This window comes from Tunicatimonas sp. (assembly GCF_049647865.1).
Taxonomy (GTDB): Bacteria; Bacteroidota; Bacteroidia; order Cytophagales; family Cyclobacteriaceae; genus Tunicatimonas.
This window is the reverse complement of record NZ_JBARYM010000211.1, coordinates 1-2,234: the sequence shown is the minus strand read 5'-3', so window position 1 is coordinate 2,234 and position 2,234 is coordinate 1. Positions and strand designations below refer to the sequence as shown.

At 42.8% G+C, this 2,234-nt stretch carries 3 protein-coding genes; all 3 read right to left on the bottom strand.

The genetic code is table 11. The annotated features are described in order from the left end of the window. Positions 1-208 precede the first annotated feature (208 nt). Entirely contained in the window at positions 209-847 is a 639-nt protein-coding gene (locus WBA23_RS06575) for a hypothetical protein (RefSeq protein ID WP_424581457.1), read from the bottom strand. A 21-nt stretch (positions 848-868) separates the two neighbouring features. Next, positions 869-1,543, bottom strand: a complete 675-nt coding sequence (locus tag WBA23_RS06570; RefSeq protein ID WP_424581456.1) for a DUF2461 domain-containing protein — start codon at positions 1,541-1,543, stop codon at positions 869-871. A 15-nt stretch (positions 1,544-1,558) separates the two neighbouring features. Next, a partial coding sequence (locus WBA23_RS06565) for a hypothetical protein (RefSeq protein WP_424581455.1) occupies positions 1,559-2,234 on the bottom strand: 676 nt, incomplete at its 5' end.

Genomic DNA, 2,234 nt, shown 5'->3' with positions numbered 1-2,234 from the left:
GCGTCAAAGGAAGAAACCGAACGAGTCTCGGTTACTATGTTACCATCCCCGCGAATGCCCTGGGCAAAGCTTAGAACCGGAAAAAAGGCGATTAAAATTAAACTTGTTAGTTTCTGAAAAGATGAATTCATAGGTAGCTTATTTTCTAACATGATGCAGTTAAAATGATAAAGGTTGCATGCGAAGGAAAACCAAAGAATAAAACACACTAATCAATCGCTTCAGGCAGCGGTTCGGGAATAGCCGCGATTCCCTTCGTTATCCACCGCTCACCGTATACGGAAGAATAGATGACGTCCACTCTAGCCCGCTCACCATCAGCAGTAGGTCGCCCGAACCAATACTTTAAATTGTCTGCGTCTTCCCGCGAAATGCTAGTTTCAATCATTGCCCTTTCTTCACCGGCAGGTAGTACCTGTCCTTTAGTAATGTCGGAGTAGCCAAACTGAATTGTATCAGTCTTGACGATTTTGCTGTCGTAAAAAGATCTCGGGTCACTCTCATATTCCTGCCCTTCGTACACTATCTTAATCTCATCGATGAACGCTATACCGATACCATTATTTTCTAAAATAAGCGAGAAATGGCTAGGGCCGCTACTTCTTGGCCATACTTCTATGTATGGCAACACCGAAGCATATTGTTGCTTCCTAGCTAGTTCATTTTGCTCGCTAGATATGCGTATCTGGTACATAAGAGCTAATAGTGTGGCAATGCTAACGATGAAAGCCGAAAGGCTAATAATCTTCTCCGAATTCCAGAATTTCTTTTCAAAACTGATTGGTAGCTGTTCTAGCCACGTTTTTTTTGGTTTGGTTTCTTCTGTATCAGCAGGTTTCTCTTTCATAAAGTAAAAAACATATAAAATTCAGCTCACCGCCACGTTCAGGTAATTTAAAAACGGTTGCATACTCTGAAACACCGTTGCGGCTTGGGCGGGAAATTGCTTATTGGTCACTTCGTTATCGGTTAGCTTTCGCATTACCAGATAGCTTTTTAGCTTGAGCAACTCTATATTAGGATGATCAGGATCGTAGCCTTTGGGAGCTCGCTTCAGAGCATCCCCCTGAATAGCACCAAAGTTCTGTTTGAATTCAGGAACATCAGTAATGGCTTTTAGCTCGCTAGCGTTGTAGTCAATCTCCTGCCGCACTTTGTTTAGTATGGCTGACGGTGGTTGATAGATACCGCCTGCAATGAAGGATTCGTCGTTGGGTTGCAGATGCAGGTAGTACAGGGCTTGATCGGTTTTCTTTCCCCCTTCGGCCATGGCCGCCCCAAAATTATTCTTGTAGGGCGACTTGTTCTTAGAAAAGCGAATATCCCGATTGATGCGAAAAATACAGTCTTTGGGGTTGAGCCCGCGCAAACTCTCATCATCAATGCTGAGTTCACCCAGAATATGCCCCACCAAATCAATGAAGTGCTGACGGGCGGTTTGGTAACGGTTGCGGTGCGCGTCCATCCAGGCTTTTTCATTATTCGCCTGTAGATCGCTAAGGAAAGAAAGGATGAAGGGGGTTGCCCCTGCGGTAGTGTTCATAAATAGTGGAAAGAACTATAGTCCGTGCTGTTGAGCAAGCTGTTTGATCTGCTTTTCTGGCATCCCCGTGAATTCAGCAATCTGCGCCTGGGTTAACTTACCGGACTTGAGCATATTCACCACAACTTCTGTTTTTCCTTCTTTCTTTCCTTCCTTTTTACCTTCTTTTCTTCCCTCAGCTATTCCTTCGGTAACCCCTTCTATTACTCCAGCTTCTTTGCCTTTCATAAAAAGATAATCAGTTTTAATATCGTATTCTATTGGCATATTATCTAGTTTTTCAAACGTTAATGGTTGTAAATTTCTTAATTTGGATAGTACTCCTAGTTGTCGTAAGTAGCGTTGTAATTTGAGTTTGTTAGGTACAATCTTTACGATCTTTTCCAGAATTAAACGGATAATTTCCTCCGGAGGTTGATCTCGAAAATCACTCAGGACAGCTAAGATCACTTCTTCGGGGATATCCGAGGCTACTAAGTTTCGGTAATCGTAGTCTTTTAGGTTTTTGAGCGTAAACTGAAACGTAATATTAGTTGCCCACCATTTAGTTTCCATCGTAGGCTTTTCCTGCCCTAGATAAACTACGAACTGAATAACCGGTAAACGGTGTTTGCGAAGTAGTAAGGCATAATACTCCAACATCCGGTAGATCATGCCACCATCGTTAGTTGACTGAAACTCAATGTAGAGT